The 23,158-nt window shown below is 71.3% G+C and carries 20 protein-coding genes and 2 tRNA genes; 12 read left to right on the top strand and 10 right to left on the bottom strand.

Annotation, left to right across the window (positions count from 1 at the left end; all coding sequences use genetic code 11):
• Positions 1-17: 17 nt before the first annotated feature.
• On the bottom strand, positions 18-1,166 hold the full coding sequence (locus tag ABZT49_RS24610; protein WP_355289869.1) for a L,D-transpeptidase: 1,149 nt from the start codon (positions 1,164-1,166) through the stop codon (positions 18-20).
• Between the two features lie 49 nt (positions 1,167-1,215).
• Positions 1,216-2,346, bottom strand: a complete 1,131-nt coding sequence (locus ABZT49_RS24615; RefSeq protein ID WP_355289871.1) for a polysaccharide deacetylase family protein — start codon at positions 2,344-2,346, stop codon at positions 1,216-1,218.
• Between the two features lie 368 nt (positions 2,347-2,714).
• On the opposite strand from ABZT49_RS24615, the gene ABZT49_RS24620 reads away from it, so the two are divergent.
• From ABZT49_RS24620 to ABZT49_RS24635, 4 genes are read left to right on the top strand one after another with little or no spacing between them, the layout of a single operon-like run.
• Entirely contained in the window at positions 2,715-3,602 is an 888-nt protein-coding gene (locus tag ABZT49_RS24620; protein WP_355289873.1) for a transketolase, read from the top strand.
• Entirely contained in the window at positions 3,602-4,501 is a 900-nt protein-coding gene (locus ABZT49_RS24625) for a transketolase (RefSeq protein ID WP_355289874.1), read from the top strand. The genes ABZT49_RS24620 and ABZT49_RS24625 overlap by 1 nt, the downstream gene beginning before the upstream one ends.
• The gene (locus ABZT49_RS24630; protein WP_355289875.1) at positions 4,498-6,465 is read left to right on the top strand and encodes an NAD-dependent epimerase/dehydratase family protein; all 1,968 of its coding nucleotides are present in this window, start codon (positions 4,498-4,500) and stop codon (positions 6,463-6,465) included. The genes ABZT49_RS24625 and ABZT49_RS24630 overlap by 4 nt, the downstream gene beginning before the upstream one ends.
• Positions 6,462-8,078 carry a hypothetical protein gene (locus tag ABZT49_RS24635; protein ID WP_355289877.1) on the top strand — a complete coding sequence of 539 codons (1,617 nt, stop codon included), beginning with the start codon at positions 6,462-6,464 and terminating at the stop codon, positions 8,076-8,078. The genes ABZT49_RS24630 and ABZT49_RS24635 overlap by 4 nt, the downstream gene beginning before the upstream one ends.
• 68 nt (positions 8,079-8,146) lie before the next feature.
• Here ABZT49_RS24635 and ABZT49_RS24640 read toward each other — a convergent pair whose 3' ends face one another.
• Positions 8,147-8,605 (bottom strand): hypothetical protein, encoded by a 459-nt coding sequence (locus tag ABZT49_RS24640; RefSeq protein ID WP_355289879.1) that lies wholly within the window; start codon positions 8,603-8,605, stop codon positions 8,147-8,149.
• Between the two features lie 380 nt (positions 8,606-8,985).
• Here ABZT49_RS24640 and ABZT49_RS24645 point away from each other — a divergent pair, with 380 nt between their 5' ends.
• Complete coding sequence (locus ABZT49_RS24645) at positions 8,986-9,939, top strand: class I SAM-dependent methyltransferase (RefSeq protein WP_355289881.1); 954 nt, start codon at positions 8,986-8,988, stop codon at positions 9,937-9,939.
• A gap of 343 nt (positions 9,940-10,282) precedes the next feature.
• On the opposite strand, the gene ABZT49_RS24650 is transcribed toward ABZT49_RS24645, so the two are convergent.
• The 5 genes from ABZT49_RS24650 to ABZT49_RS24670 form a co-directional block, all read right to left on the bottom strand.
• A tRNA-Arg gene (locus ABZT49_RS24650) sits at positions 10,283-10,359 on the bottom strand.
• Positions 10,360-10,439: 80 nt separating this feature from the next.
• Positions 10,440-10,516: transfer RNA gene (locus ABZT49_RS24655), tRNA-Arg, on the bottom strand.
• A gap of 132 nt (positions 10,517-10,648) precedes the next feature.
• Positions 10,649-12,082 carry an NAD-dependent succinate-semialdehyde dehydrogenase gene (locus tag ABZT49_RS24660; protein ID WP_355289883.1) on the bottom strand — a complete coding sequence of 478 codons (1,434 nt, stop codon included), beginning with the start codon at positions 12,080-12,082 and terminating at the stop codon, positions 10,649-10,651.
• A gap of 145 nt (positions 12,083-12,227) precedes the next feature.
• Positions 12,228-12,563 (bottom strand): hypothetical protein, encoded by a 336-nt coding sequence (locus ABZT49_RS24665; RefSeq protein WP_355289885.1) that lies wholly within the window; start codon positions 12,561-12,563, stop codon positions 12,228-12,230.
• Between the two features lie 380 nt (positions 12,564-12,943).
• Complete coding sequence (locus ABZT49_RS24670; protein ID WP_355289887.1) at positions 12,944-13,534, bottom strand: PilZ domain-containing protein; 591 nt, start codon at positions 13,532-13,534, stop codon at positions 12,944-12,946.
• A 314-nt stretch (positions 13,535-13,848) separates the two neighbouring features.
• On the opposite strand from ABZT49_RS24670, the gene ABZT49_RS24675 reads away from it, so the two are divergent.
• Positions 13,849-14,241: a DoxX family protein gene (locus ABZT49_RS24675; protein WP_355289889.1), complete on the top strand. Its 393-nt coding sequence runs from the start codon at positions 13,849-13,851 to the stop codon at positions 14,239-14,241.
• A 3-nt stretch (positions 14,242-14,244) separates the two neighbouring features.
• Here the strand turns inward: ABZT49_RS24675 and ABZT49_RS24680 are convergent, their stop codons facing one another.
• Positions 14,245-15,750, bottom strand: coding sequence for an ATP-binding protein (locus ABZT49_RS24680; RefSeq protein WP_355289891.1), 1,506 nt, complete (start codon positions 15,748-15,750; stop codon positions 14,245-14,247).
• A gap of 174 nt (positions 15,751-15,924) precedes the next feature.
• Positions 15,925-16,614: a glutathione S-transferase family protein gene (locus tag ABZT49_RS24685; protein WP_355289892.1), complete on the bottom strand. Its 690-nt coding sequence runs from the start codon at positions 16,612-16,614 to the stop codon at positions 15,925-15,927.
• A 259-nt stretch (positions 16,615-16,873) separates the two neighbouring features.
• Between ABZT49_RS24685 and ABZT49_RS24690 the strand changes: the two genes are divergently transcribed.
• From ABZT49_RS24690 to ABZT49_RS24715, 6 genes are all read left to right on the top strand, one after another.
• Positions 16,874-17,704, top strand: coding sequence for a transporter substrate-binding domain-containing protein (locus tag ABZT49_RS24690; protein WP_355289894.1), 831 nt, complete (start codon positions 16,874-16,876; stop codon positions 17,702-17,704).
• Positions 17,705-17,948: 244 nt separating this feature from the next.
• A complete protein-coding gene (locus ABZT49_RS24695; protein ID WP_355289896.1) occupies positions 17,949-18,689 on the top strand; it encodes an amino acid ABC transporter permease in 741 nt (246 codons plus the stop codon).
• Positions 18,690-18,730: 41 nt separating this feature from the next.
• Positions 18,731-19,456: an amino acid ABC transporter permease gene (locus ABZT49_RS24700; RefSeq protein WP_355289909.1), complete on the top strand. Its 726-nt coding sequence runs from the start codon at positions 18,731-18,733 to the stop codon at positions 19,454-19,456.
• 11 nt (positions 19,457-19,467) lie between these two features.
• The gene (locus ABZT49_RS24705; RefSeq protein WP_355289898.1) at positions 19,468-20,250 is read left to right on the top strand and encodes an amino acid ABC transporter ATP-binding protein; all 783 of its coding nucleotides are present in this window, start codon (positions 19,468-19,470) and stop codon (positions 20,248-20,250) included.
• 4 nt (positions 20,251-20,254) lie between these two features.
• The gene (locus ABZT49_RS24710) at positions 20,255-21,586 is read left to right on the top strand and encodes an MmgE/PrpD family protein (protein WP_355289900.1); all 1,332 of its coding nucleotides are present in this window, start codon (positions 20,255-20,257) and stop codon (positions 21,584-21,586) included.
• A 19-nt stretch (positions 21,587-21,605) separates the two neighbouring features.
• Positions 21,606-22,910, top strand: a complete 1,305-nt coding sequence (locus ABZT49_RS24715; protein WP_355289901.1) for an LLM class flavin-dependent oxidoreductase — start codon at positions 21,606-21,608, stop codon at positions 22,908-22,910.
• Positions 22,911-23,158: the final 248 nt, after the last annotated feature.

Genomic DNA, 23,158 nt, shown 5'->3' on the forward strand with positions numbered 1-23,158 from the left:
TCGTTCCGGGGCGACCGTCAGATCACCTCGACCTTGGTGCCGACCGGCACGAAACGGTAGAGCTCGATCACGTCCTCGTTCAGCATCCGGAAGCAGCCGGCCGAGGCGGCGCGGCCGATCGAGCCCGGATCGGTGGTGCCGTGGATGCGGTAGAGCGTCGAGCCGAGATAGAGCGCCCGGGCCCCGAGCGGGTTGCGCGGGCCGCCCGCGACTTTGCGCGGCAGGCCGGGCCGGCTGCGCCGCATCTCCGGCGTCGGCGTCCATTGCGGCCATTCCTGCTTGGCGGTGACCGTCTGCACGCCCTTCCAGGTCGTGCCGGGGCGCCCGACCGCCACCCGGTAGCGCACGGCCGTGCCGTCGCCGCGCACGAGGTAGAGCAGGCGCGCCGCCGTATCGACCACGATCGTGCCGGCGCCTTGCGCGCCGGGATAGCCGACCACCTTGCCGCGCCGCAGGGCCGGCAGGGCGACGGGCGGCGCGGGCGTGAGGCGCGGGGCCGGGGGCGCCGACAGCGGCTCGATGGGCAGGGCGGCCAGGCGCGCGGGCGCGTCCGGTGCCGGAGCGGGCGCGGCGAGGGGCGCGACGGCGGGGGCCGGCGGAGCGGGAAGCGGCGCGGCGGCGGGCCCTGTCGCGGATAGCGGTGCGGCGCCGAGGGGATGAGACGGCGCCGGCTCGGGAGCGAGCGCGGACAGGCGCATGGGGGCGTCCGGCAGGGGCAGGCTCGGCACGGTGGCCGGTCCCTCCCCCGCCGCGACGGGGCTGCGCGTGGCCTCGTTCGCGGCGGCCGGGCGGGAGCGGCAGCGATAGACGCGCTGCCCGTCCGCCCGCATCGTCACCGGGCCGATCGCGTCGACGACGATCTGCCGCGGCTCGGCCCTCGCCTCCGCCCGCAGGTCCTCGGCCGAGCGGAAGCAGCGCATGTGGAGGCGGTAGCCGATCGCCGTGTCGGAGACCTTGTCGATCCGGCAGCGCAGGTCGTGCGCGTCGAGCCGCGCCTCGGCGGCGGGCTTGAGCCGGATCACGAACGCCCGCGGGCTCGCCGGGTCGGCGCAGTCGCGCAGGGTCGGCGCCCACCAGCCCGCCGGCGACTCGTCGGCGCTCATCGCCTGGGCGGCGCCGGCGCTGCAGAGAAGGAGGGCGGGCAGGAGCCGGCCGAGACGTCGCATCGTGGAGGCTTTCGGGAGAGGGGCTCGACGGGCGGAAGGCAGGCGGGGTTCAGCGCGCGGGCGACCGTCCGGCCTCGGCGACGGCGCGGAAGCCTGCGGCCTGCGGGGCGGTGCCGATCACCACGAACCCGCTCCAGCCGTCCCGGGGCGCGGGCCCGCCGGCCGGGCCGCCATCGGCGACGAGGGCGAGGCGGACCTCCGCGCCGGACCGGCTCTGGTCGCGGGTCGGCGGCGACGGCGGCGCCTCCGCCTCCTCGAACAGGCCGGCCCGCAGCAGCGGCGGCGCCTCCTCGGCGACCGGTCTCGGGGGGCCCTCCACCGGGCGGGCCGCCACGCGCAACGACGCCATGCGGGCGCCGAGCCGGTCGAGGGCGAGGCGGATCGGCCGGCCCTGCGGGGCGTCGAGCGCCGCGAGCGCCGCCTTCGTGTCGTCGCGCGCCGGCACGACGTGGACGACGCGGTAGTGGCGCGCCTTCAGCTCGCGCAGGAGCGCGGGCAGGATCGCGACGGTGCGGGGCTGGATGTCGTGGAGCAGGATGATCCCCCGCCCCGCCGCGTCGAGGCGCCGGAGCACCCGGTCCATCACCGCCTGCGGCGAGATCTTCTTCCAGTCGTCGCCGTCGACGTCGATGCTGAACGGCACCAGCTTCTGCCCGGTCGCGTAGCGGTCGAGGGCGGGGCTGTGCCCGAGGCCGGGAAAGCGGAAGAACGGCGACAGGGCCGGCGCATCGTCGGTGAGCACGGTGCGGACGGCCTCCAGGCCGCCGTTGATCTGGTCGCGCCGCACCGCGGGGCTGCGGACCCGGTCGAGGTAGCGGTGCGACCAGGTGTGGCTCGCGATGGTGTGGCCTGCGGCGGCGGTCCGGCGCAGGGTGTCGGGAAACTGCGCCACCATACTGCCGACGACGAAGAACGTCGCCTTCACGCATTCGGCCTCGAGCGCGTCGAGCACGGCCTGCGTGCGCCGGGGCAGCGGGCCGTCATCGAAGGTCAGCACCACCTCGCCGCGCTCGAGCGGCAGGGTGCGGCCGTAGCTCGCCTTGCCGACCGGGCCTTGCGTGAAGGGCACTTCGAGGGTGCGCGCGGTGCCGAGCGCCTCCGGTCGGCACTCCGCGGCCGCGGCGAGGGCCGGCGGCAGGCACAGGACGGCGGAGAGCAGCAGGGGCTTGAAGCAACGCACGAACAAACCCCGCCACGCCAACGACCTTTCCGCCAATTTCACACACAACCTTTAGTCGCCGGTAAACGCGCTATCGTCTCGCGCAGTCGCTTCGGGATTGCAGGCAGAATTATCCTCTCACACGAACCCGAGCCGCCGCATGATCAACGTGGTTAATCCCGATTAATGCGGCAATGATTGCCCTACGTCAGCCGGCAAGACCTGTAGCGCGACAGCAAAGCTGGATCGCTCAGCGGCCTCCCTCGCCTGCGGTCGCGCACGACGAGGGAGCCGGAAAGACGGCGGCGCCGCGGGCCGTCCGGGCGCCTTAACCCGGCGCTAACCATGGCCGTCGTTCCGTCGCCGGAGGGCAGCGGAATCTCGGGCGGATGGCACGGCGCGGACACACCCTTCGGGCGGAGATCCCGCCGCACGGCGCCATCCAGGCGGGGCCGGCAGCCCTCGCGCCCGGCCTGCTGACGCTGGCGCGCTGGCGGCTTCTGGCCATGCACCGGAGGGCGGGCGTCGGCCATGTCGGCGGCAACCTCTCGGCCCTCGACGCGATGATGCTGGTGCATCACGAGATGCTGTCCGAGGCGGACCGCTTCGTCCTCTCGAAGGGCCACGCGGCCGGCGCGCTCTACGTCACCCTGTGGAGCCGGGGCCTCCTCACCGACGCCGAGCTCGGCACGTTCCACACCGACGGCACCCGGCTGCCGGGTCATCCCCCGGCCGGGCATCCGCCCGGACGGGGCCTTCCCGGAATCCGCTTCGGCACCGGCAGCCTGGGGCACGGCCTCTCGCTCGCCGCCGGGCTCGCCCTCGCGGCCCGGCTGCAGGACCGGCCGGGCCGGGTGTTCTGCCTGACCTCCGACGGCGAGTGGCAGGAGGGCTCGACGCTTGAGGCGCTGATCTTCTGCGCCCACCGGCGCCTGTCCAACCTGACGATCCTGATCGACCACAACCGCCTCCAGGGCTTCGGCACGACCGACGAGGTCGCCTCCCTCGATCCCGTAGGGCGGGCGCTCAGCGGCTTTGCCGTCGAGATCCGCGAGGCGGACGGGCACGACCTCGCGGACATGCGCCGCGCGCTAGAGCCCGGCACCGACCGGCCGGTGGTCGTCGTCCTGCACACCGTGAAGGGGCACGGCGTGCCCGCCATCGCGGGGCGCCTCGACAGCCACTACCTGCCGCTCACCGAGGAGCAGGTGCAGGAGGCCATTCTCGGCGGGGCGATCCCCGGCGAGTCGATTCACGGCACTGGGGAGACGGCCTGATGCGGCGCGAATTGTGCGAGGCGCTGGTCGCCCTGGCCGGGCGGCCCGGCCTCGTCTTCCTCACCGGCGATCTCGGCTTCGGCGCCCTGGAGCCCCTGCGCGACGCGCTGGGCGAACGCTTCCTCAATGCCGGCATCGCCGAGCAGAACATGATCGGGGTGGCCGCCGCGCTCGCCAGCGAGGGGCTGGAGCCCTGGACCTACACCATCGCGCCGTTCTGCTACGCCCGCGCCTTCGAGCAGATCCGCAACGACGTCTGCCTCCACCGCCTGCCGGTGCGGATGCTCGCCAATGGCGGCGGCTACGCCTACGGGGTGATGGGCCCGACCCATCACGCGCTGGAGGATTACGGGGTTCTCTCGACCCTGCCGGGCCTGCGCATCTTCGTCCCCGCCTTCGACAGCGACGTCGCCGCGGTGGTCGAGGCGGCCGGGAGCGATCCGGGCCCCACTTACGTCCGGCTCGGGCGCGGCGAGGTGCCGGCGGGCTGCGTAGCGCCGCCCTACGCGCCCTGGCGCCGCCTGCGCGCCGGGCGCGGGGCGGTGGTGGTCGCGGTCGGTCCGATGGCCGGACTCGCCTGGTCGGCCTTCGCGGAGGAGGGCGAGGACGGGCCGGAGGTCTGGGCGGTGAGCGAGCTGCCCTTGGAGATGAGCCCGCCGCCGCCGGCCTTCGTCGAGGCGCTGCCCGGCCGCATCCTCTGCGTCGTCGAGGAGCACGTCGCGCAAGGGGGGCTCGGCCAGGGCCTCGCCGCCTGGTGCCTGGAGCGCGGCATCGCTGTTGCGGGTTTCCGCCCGGTCGCGGCGTCCGGCTACCCGTCGGGCACCTACGGCTCGCAGGGGTTCCACCGGCGCGAGAGCGGCCTCGACCCGGATTCGCTCCGCGCGAGGCTTCTCGCATGAACGGCTCGCCCGCCGACTGGATCGACACCCTCAAGGGCCCCATCGCCGTGCTCGGCGCGGGCGGCTTCGTCGGGTGCAACCTGTTTCGCCACATCCTGGCGCGGCGCCGCGACGTCTATGCCGTCGCCCGCACCCTGCCGGCACCGCGCCTGCGCGACGTCGATCCCCAGCACCTCGTCGCGGTGGACTTCACCGACAGGGCGGCGACCGCGAGCTTCGTCGAGGCGATCCGCCCGGCGACGGTGTTCGACTGCATCGCCTACGGCGCCTACTCCTTCGAGACCGACGCCGACCTGATCTACGCCACCAACTTCACCGCCCTCGTCTCCCGCGTCGAGCGCCTGGCCGAGAGCGGGGCGCTCGCGGCCTACATCCATGCCGGCTCCTCGTCCGAGTACGGACTGAACTCCGCCGCGCCCGGCGAGGACGCGGCCCTCGTCCCCAACAGCGCCTACGCGGTCTCGAAGGCGGCGGCCGCTCAGTTCCTCGCCTATGCGGGCAAGACCCGGCGCTGGCCGGTGGTGAACCTGCGGCTCTACTCGGTCTACGGTCCCTACGAGGACGCGAACCGCCTGATCCCGGCCGTGGTGTCGCGCGGGCTGGCGGGGGGCTATCCCGATTTCGTCGATCCGACGATCGCGCGCGACTTCGTCTACGTCGAGGATGTCTGCGAGGCCTTCGTGCGGGCCGCCGCCAAGATGTCGCTCGACCTCTACGGCGAATCGCTCAACATCGGCACCGGCAGAGAGACCACCATCGGCGATCTGGCGCTGACGGCGAAGGACGTGTTCGGCCTCGCCGAGGCGCCGCTTTTCGGCGCGATGGCGCCCCGCGCCTGGGACCTCGCGCGCTGGCAGGCCAATCCCGACAAGGCCGCGCGCCTGCTCGGCTGGGAGGCGAGGACCCCGCTCGCCGAGGGGCTCGCGCGCACCGCCGCCTGGATGCGCGAGGCCGGCGCCGCATTGTCCGGCCTCACCAAGGCCGGCGCGACCCGGCGCCGGAGCATCGCGGCGATCATCGCCTGCTACAAGGACGAGGAGGCGGTGCCGATCATGCATGCCCGCCTGACGGCGGTGTTCCGCAAGATCGACGTCGATTACGAGATCATCTTCGTCAACGACGCCAGCCCCGACGGGTGCGGCGAGCGGATCCGCGCCTTGTCGGTGTCCGATCCGCACGTGCTCGGCATCACGCATTCGCGCAATTTCGGCTCGCAGATGGCCTTCCGCAGCGGCATGGAGCTGGCGACCGCCCAGGCCGTCGTGCTCCTCGACGGCGACCTGCAGGACCCGCCCGAGCTGATCGAGCCGTTCTACGCGCAATGGGTCGCCGGCCACGACGTGGTCTACGGCCGGCGCGTCCAGCGCGAGATGCCGCTCGTCTGGGGCCTGCTCTACAAGGCGTTCTACCGGGTCTTCGCCGCCTTCAGCTACGTGCGCATCCCGCACGATGCCGGCGACTTCTCGCTGATGGACCGGCGCGTCGTCGGCTGGCTCCTGAACTGCCCGGAGCGCGACCTGTTCATGCGGGGACTGCGCGCCTATGTGGGCTTCCGCCAGACCGGCGTCGATTACGTGCGCCCGAAGCGGATGTTCGGCACGAGCACGAACAACCTGTTGTCCAACCTCGAATGGGCCAAGCGCGGCATCTTCTCGTTCAGCAACACGCCGCTGAAGATGCTCACCGCCGCCGGCATCGGGCTGCTCGGCCTCTCGGGCCTGATCGGCCTCGCGATGATCGCCCTGCGCCTCGCCGTCCCCGACATCGCCCCGCGCGGCGCGGTCTCGACCCAGCTGGCGATCCTGTTCTTCGGCGCCCTCAACCTGTTCGCGATCGGGCTGATCGGCGAGTACGTCGCGAAGATCATGGAGGAGGTGAAGGGGCGCCCGCGCCTCATCCGGGCGGCCCTGATCCGCGGCGGCATCGCCACCGACCTGCCGCCCGAGGGAAGGACCCGCCCGTGACCGGCACGCTCGCGCCGCCAGGCACCTCCGCGCGCCGGGACCATGCCCTGCCGGACGCCCCCCCGGGCGCCGCCGGTTCTCACCGAACCGCCACACGCATCGCGGGCGAGGGCTTCGGCCACCTGCCCTTCACGATCGTGCTGGTGCTGGCGGCCGCTCCCAACCTGATCTTCCTCGCCACCCATCTCCAGAGCCCGGCCTTGGCCATGGCCTGCCTCGCCCTTCTGTCGGCGGCGCTCGCCCTGGTCCTGCGGGATCTCGGTCGGGTCCGCGCGCCGATCGACGCGCCGCTTCTCACCGCCGCCCTCGCGGCCGCGATCGGGCTCTGCCTTCTCGGTGGCGAAGGGCACCTGTTCTTTGCCAACGACGACTGGCTGCTACGCGACGCCGTCCTGCGCGACCTCGTCGCCGAGCCCTGGCCGGTCGGGTACCTCTATGCCGGCGACCCGACGATGCTGCGCGCGCCGCTCGGGATGTACCTGCTGCCGGCGGCGGTGGGTAAGGTTCTCGGGCTCGACGGCGCGCACGGCGCGCTGCTCGCCCAGAACGCGCTCCTGTTCGGCTGCCTGTTCTATGGCTTCGCCCGGCTCGCCCCGTCGCACCGGCAGGGCCTCGCCGTGCTGGCGATCTTCGTCGCGTTCAGCGGCTGGGACGTCGTCGGCGCCTGGAAGCTCGGCGGCCCGCTCACGCCGGGCATCCATCTCGAGCAGTGGCTCGGCAACCTGCAATTCTCCTCTCACGTGACCCAGCTGTTCTGGGTGCCGAACCACGCCGCCTCGGGCTGGATCTTCGTCGGGGCCTATTGCCTGTGGCGCGCCGCCGCCCTGCGGGCTTCCTCGCTGGCGGTGGTGTTCGGGCTCTGCGTGTTCTGGTCGCCGCTCAGCACGATCGGTGCCCTGCCCTTCCTGCTCCTGGCCCTCGCCCGCGACGCGCGCGCGGGCCGGCTCACGCCCGGCGCCGTCGCGACCGTCGGGCTCGCCGGGCTCGGGCTCGTGCCGGTCGCGCTCTATCTCGGCGCCGATGCGGGCCGCGTCCCGCACGGGTTGCAGGACCTGACCGGGGAGTTCTTCGCCCGCTACGTCCTCCTCCTCACCGTCGAGATCGTCCCGGTCCTGGTCGTCCTCGGCCTCGGGCCGGGGTCGATCCTCGGCACCGAGCGCCGGACGCGGCGGGAGACCGGGCTCGTCCTCGTCCTGCTGCTGCTCGCGCCGCTCTACCGGCTCGGGGGGGCGGATTTCGTGATGCGCGCCTCGATCCCGGCCCTCGCCCTGCTGGCGCTCAGGGTCGGCACGGTCGTGCCGACGCTCCGCGGGCGGCAGGCCGCGATCGCCCTGGCGATCCTCGCCATCGGCGCGGTGACGCCGCTCTACGAGGTGATCCGCGCGGTGGTTCTCCCATCCTTCTCGGTCAGCGCCTGCACAATCCTGGCCGCCGCCCGGACCCCGCCGAACAACGGGCCGCTCTTCCACTACGTCGCCCGGATCGACGCCCTCCCGGGGCACCTCGCCGACCGCGTCCTCGCCAAGCCCGACAGGCTGGTGCGGCTCGTGCCGCAGGGCCAGTGCTGGCCCGATCACCCGGCGCATCAGGAGCATGCCGGGGAGGTGTTCTAGGCCGAAGCCAAGTCGGCGCGACCGGGCCACGAACCGCTCGCGCCGGCGGCCGCGCCGGACGGCAGGCGCTACGGCGCTGCGACGACGTATTCCTTGGGCACGGACGGACAGCACCGCGCATCGTTCGGGCCAAGCGTCGTCAACGTAATCCTTACCTGACCGCGGCTGAACTTCGCCGCGCGCGGCGACTGACCATACACGTCGGGCACTGTCTTGATGAAGCGAAAGCCGTTGCCGGCTCCTCGGTAGAGACTCACCTCGATCGAGTAAGAGTTACCGCCGCCCTTCGGATGATAGTAGGACACGGTAAGTGCATCCTCCTGCCGGTCTCCCGTGAAGTCACCGAAGAACGGATGGACTTGGACGTCATCGGCACCCCTGATTCTCTTTTTCTCGAGAGCGATCAATGCCTTCCGGTCGGCACCCTCGGCACGCGGTGGCTCAACAAAAGGAACGAAGCAGAAGGCTGACAAGCACACAGCCAACATGACGAAACGTGCCGACCAGCGCGCCGGATGGACGACCATACGACTCTCCCTGCGTTCGCAAGTGCCAAGCTTTCATACAACGCCGCGATGTCAACGACGATCGATCCTTTGGGTACTGGATGAGTCGGTCCAGCACTTCGATTTGGCAAACGAAGCGCGACCACACGGCGTACGATCATCGAAGGGATGTCGACCGCCTCGGTCTTTGGCGTCATCGAGCCGGCCAGGACTCGACTCCAGGGACGCAGCTGGGACAGCACTCCCGGCCAGCCATCAGTTCTCTTTAAGTCTCCGCTAACCAAGAATGCCGTTCCATCGCGATCGCCATGCGGGCGAGGGGCCCGGGATCCAGGGGGTGCAGGCGGCCGGCCGCCGCGTCCCCGCCCGACGCCGCGCCACGATCGTCGAGGACGCCCCCCGTGACCCCGGAATGCCAGACCACCTCCGCCCCGGCCGCGATCCTGGACGGGCTCCAAGGGCGCGACTGCCCGGTCTGCGGCGCGCCCGAGCGCGGGGCGCGGCCGTTCCTGTCGGCCTCGGTCGATCCCGACCGGATCGGCGCCCTCAGCTTCGCCTCCCGCAAGCCGCCCGAATACATGTCGTTCCGCCTAGTCCGCTGCCAGACCTGCGAGACGGTCTTCGCCGCCGAGGCGCCGGGCGCCGAGGCCCTGGCCCGCGCCTACCGCGATGCGGGCTACGACAGCGCGGAGGAAGCGCTCTACGCGGCACGCACCTACGCGCAGGCCCTCGCCCCCCGGCTCGGCCCGGAGCATCGCCGGGGCAAAGCCCTCGAGATCGGCGCGGGCAGCGGGGTCTTCCTGCAGGAATTGCTGGATCTCGGCTTCGCCGAGGTGATCGGGGTCGAGCCCTCGCACGAGGCCGTCGCGGCGGCTCCCGCGGCTTTGCGCCCGCACCTGAGGATCGGCGTGTTCGAGCCCGGCGCGCATCGGCCGGGCAGCCTCTCGCTCGTGTGCTGCTTCATGACCCTGGAGCACGTCCGCGATCCGCGCCCGCTGACGCAGGCGGCCTACGACCTGCTCGAACCCGGCGGGCTGCTGGCCTTCGTCACGCACGATTACCGGGCACCGATCAACCGGCTGCTGGGCCGCCGCTCGCCGATCATCGACATCGAGCACATGCAGCTGTTCTGCCCGGCGAGCCTGCGCCGCCTCCTCGGCGAGGCGGGGTTCGGGGAGATCGAGATCGCGGCGATCCGGAACCGCTATCCCCTGCGCTACTGGTTGCGCCTGCTGCCCCTGCCCGGGCCGCTCAAGCCGGCCGGCCTCGCCGCCGTCGAGGCCCTAGGCATGGGCCAGAGGAGTATCGGGCTGAATGTCGGCAACCTCCTCAGCGTGGCGCGCAAGCCGCTCTGAAGCGCGACGGGGCCCGACACCGGCGCGTGGGCGCGCTTTGCCACGCAGCCCTTTCCCGGACGACTGCCGCGCCAGCGGAAGGAGATCCGGGAAAGGAGCGCTTGAAATGCCCGTCCCGCATACTTTAGCCGATGTCATGCACGGTTGAAAAAGGAGAATGGGGGCGATCACGGCACGTGTGGAGCGATCCCCGCCCGGCTCGGAGCAAGATTGTGCGGGCGACCCGAGGAGCGCAGATCGCCGCTATCCGACCATGACATCGGCCGCCGACGCGTGACGATCTTGCCGATCACCGTCGCGGCCGTAGCAGCCCTACTTTTGCATTTCGAGATGAGAAGATGAGTGGCGCGCCCGAAAGGATTCGAACCTCTGACCCCCAGATTCGTAGTCTGGTGCTCTATCCAGCTGAGCTACGGGCGCCCGATCGAAGGGTGTACCTTCGATGATGTTGCGGTGGAGAGGGAAGAACCCCGTCACACCATGACGTCTCAAGTGTAAAATGGCGCGCCCGAAAGGATTCGAACCTCTGACCCCCAGATTCGTAGTCTGGTGCTCTATCCAGCTGAGCTACGGGCGCCTGACCGGGGGGAGCGGTGCGCCCCGCCGGTGGAGGTGGGATCTAAGGGGTTCGCCCCGGCTTGGCAACCCCTATTTCGCCGGCGGAAGAGGGAGCCGCGCGAGGCGGCCCCCTCCTCGTTCGAGCGCCCGCTCAGAAGCCGGCCTGGGTGACGAACTTGGTATTGAGGTAGGCCTCGATCGCCTCCGAACCGCCCTCGCTGCCGTAGCCCGAATCCTTCACGCCGCCGAAGGGTGTCTCGGGCAGGGCGATGCCGTGGTGGTTGATCGACATCATGCCGCTCTCTACCCGCGTGGCGAGCTTGGTGGCGGTCTCGGCCGAGCGGGTATAGGCGTAGGCGGCGAGGCCGTAGGGCAGGCGGTTGGCCTCCGTGAAGGCCTCCTCGTCGTCCGAGAAGCGCTGGATCGCGGCGATCGGCCCGAAGGGCTCCTCGTTCATGATCCGGGCGTCGAGCGGCACGTCGGTGAAGACGGTGGGCTCGAAGAAGTTGCCCTGGTTGCCGATGCGCTTGCCGCCGGTGCGCAAGGAGGCGCCCTTCTGCTCGGCATCGGCCACGAAGCCCTCCATCGCCTCGATGCGGCGGCCATGGGCGAGCGGGCCCATCTTCACGCCGTCCTCCAGGCCGTTGCCGACCTTGAGGTCGCGGGAGAGGCCGACGAAGCCGTCGACGAAGGCGTCGAACACCGAATCGTGGACGAGGAACCGGGTCGGCGCGACGCAGACCTGGCCGGCATTGCGGAACTTGTTGGCGCCGAGCACCTGCACGGCCTTGGTCACGTCGGCATCGCGAAAAACGATCGCCGGGGCGTGGCCGCCGAGCTCCATCGTGGCGCGCTTCATGTGCTTGCCGGCGAGCGCGGCGAGTTCCTTGCCGATCGCGGTCGAGCCCGTGAAGGTGATCTTGCGGATCACCGGATGCGGGATGAGATACGACGAGATCTCCGCCGGGTCGCCGTAGACGAGGCCGAGCACGTCGCCCGGCACGCCGGCGTCCAAGAGGGCCTGGATCAGGGCGGTGCAGCTCGCTGGGGTATCCTCGGGGCCCTTCAGGATCACCGAGCAGCCGGTGCAGAGCGCCGCCGAGACCTTGCGCACCGCCTGGTTGATCGGGAAGTTCCACGGAGTGAACGCCGCCACGGGACCGACCGGCTCACGGATCACGAGCTGCATCACGCCCTCGGCGCGGGGCGGGATCACCCGGCCGTAGGCGCGCCGGCCTTCCTCGGCGAACCAGTCCATGGTGTCGGCGCCGCCGAGCACTTCCATCTTGGCTTCCGCCAGCGGCTTGCCCTGCTCCAGGGTCATGATCCGGGCGATCTCGTCGGCGCGCTCGCGCATCAGGTTGGCGGCCTTGCGCAGCACCTTGCTGCGCTCGAAGGCCGAGACCTTGCGCCAGGCCTGGAAGCCGCGGTCGGCCGCCGCGAGAGCCTCGTCGAGGTCCTGGCGGGTCGCGACGGCGAGCTGGCTCAGGGTCTCGCCGGTGGCCGGGTTGAGGATCGGCAGCGTCTGGCCGGCGCTGCCGGCGCGCCACTCACCGGCGATGTGGAGCTTAACGTCAGGAAACATCGGGGGCTCATCCTCGTTCCGGAGGGGACGAGCCCTAACTAAGGCAGTCCCCACCGGCAGGACAGGCACTATCGCGCAAGTCGGCCCATGCCCGGCGCGCCTTGTGCGTCCGTGCACGACCTGACACAGTCCCGAGCCTCGCCGTTCAACGTCCGCCGAGGGCGCGGGCGATCTCCTCGAACCGCTTCTGCGTCGCGCCAATCTGGTTGTAGACGGTCTGGCGCGTGCAGGCCGTGACCGTCATGCCGTAGTAGAACATGCCGGCATCCCGCTGGCCGCGGCAATCGAGGTAGTTCGGCAGTACGAAAACCGCGAGCAGCCCGGCGACCAGGAGCCCGAGCCTCAGGACGAGCTTCACCGGCCAGGGCAGATACGAGAAGATGCGCTCCTTCCTGTACTCGACCGGGGCGTTCGTGACGACGATGCGGACGTCGCCGCGCCAGTCATCGCGCTCGAAGTCGCGATCGTCGCCGCGGGTCATCCTGCGCTCGCGACGCTCGATCCCGCTGCTCCGGTATTGTCCGTGCATCCCTCGCTCCCTCCGGCACCGACGGCCGCGTCGAAGATGCAGACGACTTAGCTACAACCGGATTAAGTTTCCGTACGTTACGTCAGTTGCAATCTCCGTAACGCCGCAATGGGCCAAGCGAATAGTTGCATCGGACCATATTCGATCGCCCCCAATATGATCCGGCCTGGATATCGATCACGGTCGCGGTGCGCTCATGTGCGCCCGCGCACGCCGGCGGCGGGAAACTGAGCGTAAGGAAAACCAGCCCTGACGGGCGTTCCTCCAAGACTTCGGGCCGCCCGCGAGGGCGGCTTTTCTTTGTGCCCGAAGCTGGTCCTGGTCGATCGCGGTCAGAGCACGACGTGCTGGCCGAAGGTCTCCGGGCGGAACGGCAGCAGGAAGGTCACGGCGAAGCCGTTCTCAAGGTGGCGCACCACCTTGGCGCGGCGCTTGCCGACGGTGACCGTCTCGCCCACCGGCGGAAGGTCGGTCACCGCGACGGCGACGCCGCTCATCGACAAGTCGATGATCGTCCCGGGTATGACCCGGCCGTCGGCGCGGCGCACCTCGACGGAGCGGGTATGGGGCACGATGCGCGGATCGCTGCGCTGGTCGGCCTTGCCGTTGGCCTGGGCGGCGAGCCAGTCGAGGCGGGCGGCGAATCGGGCGCGGCGCTCGGGCCCCACCTCCACCGCGACGGTGAAGCCGTCGGGCGCGATCGTCTGGATCACCCCCGTCACCGGTCCGACATTGTCGAGATAGAGCGTGACGGGGTCGCCCCGCAGGCCGCTCTCCGGCGCCCGCACCTCGATGGTCGAGAGGGAGAGGCTGCGGGTCTCGCAGACATGCTCAGCCCCGCCCGGCAGCAGGTAGCGGCCGCCGACCCGGATCTGGATCGCCCGGAGACCTGCTTCGGGTTCGGGCTGGAAATGCAACTTCAAGGGACCCGCCAAGATCTTACAAACGCGCGGGAGTAGCATCGCGCGTGGCCCGGCCGGCCGCAAGGCCGCCCGCTTGTCGTCCTCCACAATCCATCACGAGGCTTAATGCGGGGTGCATGCGATCGGCGCGCCCCTCGGCGCCGGCACGGGCGGGCCGTCGGACGGCCACGCCGGCGCCGGTCTCCATCAGTTCCCCGACAGTACAGGTCAGGTGCGACGACACATGGCACGCAATCACGACGCAATCCCGCATCGCTAATCCGGCGTCGCGGCCGAAAGACCGGACCGACGACGATCAAGCGGGAGTTCCGACCATGACATCGACATCGACGGGGTCGCGCTTCGGCGGCCTGCTGCTGCGCGGCCTGCTCACCGCAATCTTCGTGACGGCCGCCGGCATGAAGTTCGCCGCCGTGCCGTTCGAGGTCGCGGGCTTCGCGCGCTTCGGCTACCCGCTGTGGTTCATGTACGCGGTCGGCGCGGCGCAGCTGCTCGGCGCCGCCCTGCTGTGGCGCCGCGGCACCGTGGCGTACGGCGCGCTCCTGCTCGCCGCCGTGATGGTCGGCGCGGCCTTCAGCCACCTGCGCGCCGGCGACCCGGTGGCGATGGCCCTGCCCGCCCTGGTGCTCCTCGGGCTGCTCGCCGGCCTCGCCGTCGCGCGCCGGGGCGAGCTGACGCTTCCGGGCCTCCAGGCCTCGCGGGCCTGATCTCTACTCCGCGGCGAACAGGCCGGCGGGCTCCTCCGCGCCGCCCTTGGGGTTGCCCGGTGCGGTTTCGCAGCCGAGCGCCGGCAGGGCGACGACGCGGTTGCCGCGGAAATCGGTGCGGCAGACTGCGGCGCCGCGGCTCTCGACATAGGCGAGGAGCCGCCGCGCCCGGCCCGGCGAGCGCGAGCCGATGGCGCGGGCGAGCGCGTCGTCGGAGGGGCACGGCGCGCCGGCGCGGGCCGCGCGCGCCAGCAGCAGGAATAGGCCCTGCACCTCCTCGGGCAGGCCGGCGCAGGCCGCCATCACCGCATCGGCCTCGTCGCCCTCCGCCGCCTCGCCCTCGACGCCGGCCCGCGCGATGGCGAGGCGCCGGCGGAAGCGGCCGAGATCGAGGGGCTCGCCCGGCAGCCGGCGCATCCGGCAGCGCACGAGGAAATCCTGGTAGAGCACCGCGATCGGGTGGTGGGCGGCGTCCGGATCGGCGGCGATCTCGCGCAGGATGTCCGCCAGGGCGGCGTCCCGCTCCGACTCGCTCATGCTCGGGCCGGCCTCGACCGGCTCCGGCGGGCGGTACTGGGCGAGCTGCTGCAGCAGGTCGGCCGGGCTCGCCCGTGGGGTGGGCGCCGGGCGGGGGGCGGGCGTCCAGACCGGCTCGGTCTCGGACGGTGTCAGGATCAGCTCGCGCAAGGAATCGCCGGCGGCCGGGCTCGGCAAGGGTACGAGCTTGGGGCTCGACGAGCGGGCCGAGGTCGCGACCGGCCCGATGGCGATCGGCAGCGGGCGCTTCGACAAGGCGGGCCCCAGCGCGATGAAGTGGCCGCGCTCGAGATCGCGGAAGCTCTCGGCCTGGCGCCGCTCGAGACCGAGGAGGTCGGCGGCCCGGGCCATGTCGATGTCGAGGAAGGTGCGGCCCATCAGGAAGTTCGAGGCTTCCGCCGCGACGTTCTTGGCGAGCTTGGCGAGGCGCTGCGTCGCGATGATGCCGGCGAGCCCGCGCTTGCGGCCGCGGCACATCAGGTTGGTCATCGCGCCCAGCGACGCCTTGCGGGCCTCGTCCGAGACCTCGCCGGCGGCGGCGGGCGCGAAGAGCTGCGCCTCGTCGACCACCACCAACATTGGGTACCAATGGTCGCGCTCGGCCTCGAACAGGCCGCCGAGGAAGGCAGCGGCGGCGCGCATTTGCGCCTCGACGTCGAGGCTCTCCAGCGTCAGCACCACCGAGACGCGGTGCGCCCGCACCCGGGCGGCGATGCGCTGGAGGTCGGCCTCGCCGTGATCGCCCTCGACGACCACGTGGCCGTGGGCGTCTGCCAGGGTGACGAAATCGCCTTCGGGGTCGATCACCACCTGCTGCACGTGCGGCGCGCTCTGCTCCAGCAGGCGGCGCAGGAGGTGCGACTTGCCCGAGCCGGAATTGCCCTGGACCAGCAGGCGCGTCGCCAGCAACTCCTCCAGGTCGAGGGCGGCCGGCCGCCCGCCCGCCACCCCCATCTCGACGCTGATCGTCATCTCGGCTCCCCAGCATCATTCGCCGAAGTGGCTACCGGTTCGGCGAAACAATGATGCGCAACAACGGGCCAGGCCGGATCGCACCTGCGATCCTGCCTGGCGATGGCCCGACTCGTAACACGGCGGGGGCGGCCCCGATCCGCGCCCCGGGCCGGGGTCCACAGGCAGTTCGCCTCAGCCGAACGCCAGCGCCCGCGAGCCCTCTCCCATCCGGTCCAGCATGCGCTGGCGCCACGCCTCGACCGGATCGTCGGGCTCGAGGAGCGCGAGCGCGTTGACGCCGCGGGCCCACAGGAAGGCGCCCATTACGACGTGATCGGCGTAGAGCGGGCTCTCGCCGCCAAGGAAGGGCTGGTGGCGCAACACCGCGCGCACCGGCGCGAGGGTCTTTCGCAACACGGCGAGCTGCGCCTCCGGATCGGGGCAGACCGCCTCCAGGGGCTTGCCGAACCGGGCCTCGCGGCTCGTGCGGAAGTAGGCTTGGTCGCCCTCGGCGAGGTGGCGGTGGATGTCGAGGAGGAGGAGCGGCACCAGGGCGAGGTGCAGCACCCCGTCGGTCCAGGCGACGTGGAACCGGGTCAGGGCCAGCCCCGCCGCGCCGCCGAACAGCGACGGCCGGTCCGGATAGGCCGATTCGAGATGCGCGGCGATGACGGAGGATTCGACGATCGGCCGCCCGTCCTCGACCAGCACCGGCACCTTGTCCGAGCCCGAGAAGGCCAACGCGTCCTTCTCCGTGAAGCGCCACGGCCGGCCCTCGAAGGCGAGGCCCTTGTGCTCCAGGGCGAGGCGGATGCGCCAGCAGAACGGGCTGAAGCGCCGGTCCGGATCGGCGGCGGCGAGTTCGTAGAGCACGCGGGACACAGGGCGGTTCCTCCGGCGGCGCCCAGGTCAAGCCGGGCGGTCTGGCGGGGCGGATCATGGCGGGTGCCCGGGCGGGCGGCAATGCGGGAGCGTCCTCTCCCCTCGGGCCGGCCGGCCGCGACAGGGGATAACAGGCCGGAGTCTCGCGGCACTCTACAAACCCAATCGGCATTCGGGTATGCCGCGGCGGACCAAGCCCGGGCCGTCACGGCCCGACGGCGCCCCCCCGGCGCCGAGACGCTGCGAGAGGCCGACCGCCATGATCAGAAAGACCCCTCTGCGCGCCGCTGCCCTCCTCGCCGCCCTGCTCGCCGGGGTCTCGGGGGCGAGCGCTGATTCCACGCTCGACCGCATCAAGGCCAAGGGCAAGTTCACCGTCGGGGTGATCCTGTCGGGCGCGCCGTTCGGCTATATCGACCCGAAGACCCAGGAGCAGAAGGGCTTCAACATCGACCTCGCCCGGGCGCTGGCCGAGAAGCTGGGCGTGGCGCTCGACACCGTCACGGTGACGCCGCCGAACCGGGTGCAGTTCCTGCAGCAGGGCAAGGTCGACGCGCTGCTCGCCAACATGCAGGTCACCGAGGACCGGGCGAAGATCATGGATTACCCGCCCACCGTGTTCGACCGCGCCGGCGGCGCCGCGATCGGCCGCAAGGACAGCGGGATCAAGGACTGGACCGACCTGAAGGGCAAGCCGGTCTGCGTCTCGCAAGGCTCGAACTTCACCCAGCCCCTGATCGAGCTTTACGGCGCGGTGGTGAAGGGCCTGCCGAGCCAGCCGGAATCGCTCCTGGCGCTCAAGGGCGGCACCTGCGTGGTCGCGGTCCATACCGGCGCGACGCTGGGCCTGATGCTCGAGGACCGGGCCGACGAGTGGAAGGATTACGGCATCCTGATCCCCACGGAGATCGTGCCGGCCGATTCGGTGGTGTGGATCCGCAAGGGCGAGAAGGACACCTCCGCCGCCCTCGACAAGGCCCTGCGCGAGCTGATCGCGTCCGGCAAGCTCCTGGAGATCGCCAAGGCCAACCGGCTCCTCAACACGGCCTTCATCGAGGAGCAGCAGAAGCGGCTTGCAGGAGGGAAGTGAGAAGCGTGTACGACAGTCTGCTCGACAGACTTGATTATCCACGGTGTCATCCCGGGGCTCGCCGAAGGCGAGAACCCGGGATCCATAACCGCTGGCGGTGTAGAACAAGGCGCTCAGCGTTCCGCTTTATCCTGACCTGTTGGCGGTTATGGATCCCGGGTTCCGCTTTCGCGGCCCCGGGATGACAGGGAGGCTGGAAGATCGGGCGTGGGATCGAGCGGGCCCTGAGGAAAGCGACGACACGATGCAGGACGCGGTCCGGGGCTTCATCGCCCTGGCGGCCCAGATCGGGCTCAACTTCGACTTCCTGACAAGCCCGTTCGAGGTGCGGATGTGGCTCGACGGGATGGCGACGACGCTCGTCCTCGTCGCCCTCACCATCCCGCTCAGCCTCGCGGGCGGCGTCGTGCTGGCGGCGGCGCTGACCTCGGACCGGCCCTGGCTCGCCGGGCCGGCGCGGGCCTATGTCGAGCTCACCCGCAACACGCCGACGCTGGTCCAGCTGATGTTCACGGTGCTCGTGGTCAACATGCTGATCTCGCAGGCGCTGGGCGGCGCGCAGAACAACCCGCTCGGGGCGTATTTCTGGCTCGTCGCAGTGGTGAGCCTGCACGTGGCGGCGCTCCACGCCGAGGCCCTGCGCGGCGGCATCGAGGCGGTGCCCTCGACCACGATCGAGGCGGCCAAGGGTCTCGGCTTCTCGCGCCTGGAGGTGCTGCGGGTGGTGGAACTGCCGCTGGCGCTCCGCACGGCCTTGCCGGCGATCGTCAACAACCTCGTCAACCTCGTGAAGCTGACGACGATCGGCTACGCCGTCGCGGTCAACGAGATCACCTACGCCTCGCTGATGATCTGGACCCAGCGCGACAACGTCGTCGAACTCATGATCGTGCTCCTGGTGTTCTTCAGCGCCATCAACCTCGCGGTGGCGCGGATCGGCGCAGCTGTCGAGCGGCGCCTGGCCCTGCCGGGATTCGGGCAGTGACGGCGGGCGCCCTCCCCGCGCGGTCCTCGGTCGCGCCGCTCGTGCTCGCCGGCCTCGTCGGCGCCGCGGTCGCGCTCTGGCTCGTCCTCGACCCGTCGCTGGCGCGTCTCCTCGTCGAATGGCTGCCCTACCTCGCCCGCGGATTCGCGATGAACATCCTCATCAGCGTGCTCGCCATGGCGCTCGGCACGCTGGCCGGCATCACCCTCGGGGCGATGGAGCTCGCGCAGATGCGGCTCGTGCGGGCGCCGGCGATCGCCTACGTGCAGGTGTTCCGCAACGCGCCGCACCTCGTGCTGATCTTCGCCACCACCTACATCTTCCCGTTCGAGATCGTCGCCTTCGGCCACTACATCCCGTTCCCCGACTGGGTGAAGGCGGTGATCGGGCTCGCGATCCCGGCGAGCGCCCACACCGCCGAGATCACCCGCGGCGCGCTGCAATCGATCCCGACGCCGCAATGGGACGCCGCCAAGGGCCTCGGCTTCTCGCGGATCGAGGCCCTGCGCTTCATCATCCTGCCCCAGTGCCTGCGCCGGGCGCTGCCGCCGTGGATGAACCTCTACGCCTCGATCTGCATGGGCACGGCGCTCGCCTCCCTCGTCGGCGTGCACGAGTTGCTCCACGCCGCCACCGACGCCAGCACGGCGGTGAGCCGCACCGACTTCACGGTGCTCACCTACGTGACGGTGCTCTTCGCCTTCTTCCTGTTCTGCTACCCGGTCTCGCGCCTCACGCAGCGGCTCGAGCGGCGCCTCGCCCGATGAGGTCGGACATCATGACCGCAGCCTCCGCCCCCCTCGTCGCCCTCGAGGACGTGCATCTGAGCTTCGGGCAGAACGAGGTGCTGAAGGGCATCGACATGACCGTCTCCCGCGGCGAGGCGGTGTCGATCATCGGCCCGTCGGGCTCGGGCAAGTCGACGATCCTGCGCTGCATCAACGCGCTGCTCGCGCCGAGCGCGGGGCGGATCACCGTCAACGGCGTCCGGGTCGACGCCCTGCGGACGGAGGCCGAGCGCATCGCGTTGCGCAAGCGCATCGGCATCGTGTTCCAGCAATACAACCTGTTCCCGCACCTCACGGTGCTCGACAACATCACCATCGCGCCGGTCCGCATCCTCAAGGAGAAGCGGGGGCAAGCCGAGCGCCACGCCCGCGAATTGCTCGACCGGGTGCGGCTCTCCGACAAGGTCGCGGCCTATCCGGGCCAGCTCTCGGGCGGGCAGCAGCAGCGGGTCGCCATCGCCCGGGCGCTCGCCATGCGGCCGGACCTGGTGCTGTTCGACGAGGTGACCTCGGCCCTCGATCCCGAGACGGTCGGCGAGGTGCTGGCGGTGATCCGCGGGCTGGTGCGCGAGGGCATGACCAGCCTCCTCGTCACCCACGAGATGCGCTTCGCCGAGGAGATCAGCGACCGGATCGTCTTCACCGAGAACGGCCGCATCGTCGAGGACGGCCCGCCCGACCAGATCTTCCACCGCTCGCAGAACCCGCGCATCCGCCAGTTCGTGCGCGGCCTCGGCGCCCGCGAGGCGGTACAGCCCGGCGAAGGGATCTGATCCGATGACGACCTCGCTCACCCGACGTTTCGCCGCGGCGATCGTGGCCTCCGTCCCCTCCGAGGCGGCGGTGGAGGCGGCGCGACTCGCGATCCTCGATCTCCTCGCCTGCACGCTGGGCGGCGCCGACGACCGCTCGACCGGGATCCTGGCCGGGACCTTAGGCGCCGGCACCGGCCCCTCGGTGCTGATCGGCCGGGCTGAGCGCGCCGACCCGTTCACCGCCGCCCTGATCAACGGCCATGCCGGCCACGTCCTCGATTACGACGACGTGCATGCCAGCGTGCGCGGCCACCCGACGGTGGTGATCCTGCCGGCGCTGCTGGCGCTCGCCGGCACCCGCCCGGTCGCCGCCCGCGACCTGATCGGATCTTACGTCGTCGGCCTGGAGGCGATGGCGCGGCTCGGCCTGGCGCTCGGCTCGCGCCACTACGAGACGGGCTTCCACGCCACCGCGACCCTCGGGACCGTCGGCGGCGCCGCCGCCATCGCGCACCTGCTGCGCTTCTCAGCCGACACGACCGCGGTGGCGCTCGGCCTCGCGGCGACGCAATCGGCGGGCCTCAGACTGCAATTCGGCTACGACGCCAAGCCGCTCCATGCCGGCCTCGCCGCCCGTGCAGGACTCACGGCGGCCCTCCTCGCGGAATCGGGCCTGTCCGGCGCGCCCGACTTCCTCGGCGGCCCGATCGGCTTCCTTGACGCCTTCGGCTTCGACGCGACGGCGCCCGAGCGGCTGCTCGCCGGCTGGGGCGCGCCGTGGCAGATCCTGAAGCCCGGCCTCACGCTCAAGGCGTTCCCGTGCTGCACCGCCGCCCACCCGGTCGCGGTCGGGGCGCTCGCTCTGCGCGATGCCGACGGTCTGCGCCCGGAGGCGGTCGAGGCCGTCACCCTCACCTTCCCGCCCGGGGGCGACGCGGCTTTGGTGGTCTCGCGCCCCGGCACCGGCATCGAGGCGCGGTTCAGCCCGGAATACATCTTCGCCGCCGCCCTCACGGACGGTGCCCTCGGCATCGGCCATTTCGACGAGCGGCCGGTGCGGCCGGACCTCGCGGGGCTCGCCGCCCGCGTGTCGCGCCGCCACGACGAGGCCGCGCCGCGCCTGTCCTCCGACCCGGCGACGCGGTTCGTCGTCCTCGACGTCACCCTGACGAACGGCCGCACCATGAGCCGGCGGATCGAGGGCCTGCCCGGCCTGAGCGATGCCGGGCCGAAATTCCGCGACGCGACCGGGGACGCGAGAGTCTTCGCCGGGATCCCGGACCTCGTCGCCCGGATGAGCGACGACGCCGACCTCGCCCGCCTCCTCGCCCTCCTCGGCCAGAGCCGTTCCTGATCTCCTCAAAGGCGCCATCATGACCGCCAAGCGATCCATCCATCTCGGGCTCTTCCTCCAGGGCGCCGGCCACCACGTCTCCGGCTGGCGCCATGCCGACGCCGAATCGGGCAGCGAGAATTTCGACCTGCTGCGCCGGGTGGTGCGGACCGCCGAGGCCGCGAAGTTCGACATGGTGTTCCTCGCCGACGGCCTGACCAGCGGCGTCGACGCCCACCCGTCGATGATCGCCCGGTTCGAGCCTCTGACGCTCCTCGGCGCGCTCGCGATGGTGACGGAGCGGATCGGCCTCGCGGCCACGGCCTCGACCACCTACGGCGAGCCCTACCACCTCGCCCGCGCCTTCGCGTCGGTCGATCACCTGAGCCACGGCCGCGCGGCCTGGAACATCGTGACGACGTCCTACGCCCGCACCGCCAACAATTTTTCCAAGAGCCACCCCGAGCACGACGCCCGTTACGCCATCGCGGAAGAGTTCGTCGACGTGGTGCGCGGCCTGTGGGACAGCTGGGCCGACGACGCCTTCCCGAAGGACAAGGAGCGCGGAATCTACGCCGACCCGGCCAAGGTGCGGATGCTCGACCACGCGGGCAAATACTACTCGGTGAAGGGCCCGCTCAACATCCCGCGCTCGCCGCAAGGGCATCCGGTACTGATCCAGGCCGGCTCCTCGGGCCCGGGCCAGGACCTCGCGGCGCGGGCCGCCGACATTGTGTTCACCGCCCAGGCGAGCCTGCCCGAGGCGCAAGCGTTCTACCGCAGCCTGAAGGCGCGCGTCGCCGGCTTCGGCCGCGATCCGGCCTCGGTCGCTGTGATGCCGGGCTTCCTGCCGGTGGTCGGGCGCAGCCTCAAGGAGGCGAGCGAGAAGCTGAGCGAGCTCGACCGCTGGACCCCGATCGCGAGCGCGATGCCGCTCTTGGAGGAGCGCATCGGCCACTCGCTCGCCGCTTACGACCTCGACGGGCCGCTGCCCGACCTGCCGCTCTCCGACCAGCTGAGGAGCCGCGCCGAGCTCCTGACCGAGCTCGCCCGCCGGGAGGGCCTGACGATCCGCCAGCTGGCGCTCCGGGTCGCCGCGGGCCGCGGCCACCACATCGTGCTCGGCACCGCCACCGACATCGCCGACCGGATGCAGGAATGGTTCGAGGGGGAGGCGGCCGACGGCTTCAACGTGATGCCGCCCTTCTTCCCGGGCGGCCTCGACGAATTCGTGGCCGAGGTGGTGCCGATCCTGCAGGAGCGCGGCCTGTTCCGCACCGAGTACGAGGGGACGACCTTGCGCGACCATCTAGGAATCGCGCGGCCGGCCTGGCCGGGGGTGTGAGGGCCGACAAGGCAATGGAACGACGCAATATATGAAGCCGCCGAAACGATCCCTCCAAAGCTCTTCCTCACCCGAACAGCCGATCGGGAGTGCACACTGACAACTCTCTCCGTCATCCCGGGGCACTCAGCAGGCGAGAGCCCGGGATGTTGGTGGACGGCCCCCGACGGCATCGATTGTGCCAGATTGGGGTCGTCTGAACACCCAACCGAGGAGACCGTCCGTGACGCAGATTAGCATCATCGGCC

The sequence above is a fragment of the Methylobacterium sp. EM32 genome (assembly GCF_040593685.1).
In the GTDB taxonomy this organism is placed as follows: domain Bacteria; phylum Pseudomonadota; class Alphaproteobacteria; order Rhizobiales; family Beijerinckiaceae; genus Methylobacterium.